This window comes from Oleiphilus sp. HI0067, from assembly GCF_001635735.1.
Map to the genome: position 1 here is coordinate 1 of NZ_LWFI01000584.1, position 740 is coordinate 740.

The 740-nt window shown below is 45.0% G+C and carries 1 pseudogene; it reads left to right on the forward strand.

Annotated features, from left to right (window positions below):
- Window positions 1-641 (forward strand): annotated as a pseudogene (locus tag A3739_RS29545) (lipid kinase); the annotation flags it as partial.
- Between the last annotated feature and the right edge of the window lie 99 nt (window positions 642-740).

A 740-nucleotide genomic window follows, 5' to 3' on the forward strand; every position in this document is an offset into this window, starting at 1 on the left:
GCGTATCGCATTACTTGCTAGCACGTGGTCTTGAAACGGTTGGTTTAACCGAAAAAGATCTCACTGTTGTGAATACCTCTGATGCAGACATGGTTGCTGTTTATGGCACAGATGACGTTACATCGGTTGCAACATGGAATCCCTTGCTCAGCGAAATCGAAGCGATGCCAAACAGCACTAAAGTATTCGACTCTTCAATGATTCCAGGTGAAATCATCGATTTGCTTGTGATAAATACAGAGACCTTGGCTGCGAACCCTGATCTTGGGAGAGCTTTAGTGGGTGCATGGTACGAAATCATGGGCTTAATGAGTGGCTCTGATGATGCAGCGACTTCAGCAAAAACGTACATGGCAGAAGCATCAGGTACTGACTTGACTGGTTATGAAGCACAGTTAGCAAGTACTGAAATGTTCTACACGCCAGCGCAAGCTCTTGAACTAACAAATAGCGATGCTCTTGTGAGCACCATGGAAAATGTTGCGGAGTTTTCTTTCAAGCATGGCTTGTTAGGTGAAGGTGCTCCAGATGCAGGATTTATCGGAATTGAAATGCCAAAAGGTACCTTCGGTGATGCATCAAACGTGAAGTTCCGTTTTGACCCAAGCTACATGCAGATGGCTGCTGACGGCAAGCTATAGAGCATAAACGAATGCCTGTATTGATGTTAGGCCAAGGCCATGAAGAAACTGATAAACCAGACGCCAGATAGAACATTCAAAGTGTTCTTAGGCTTGCTA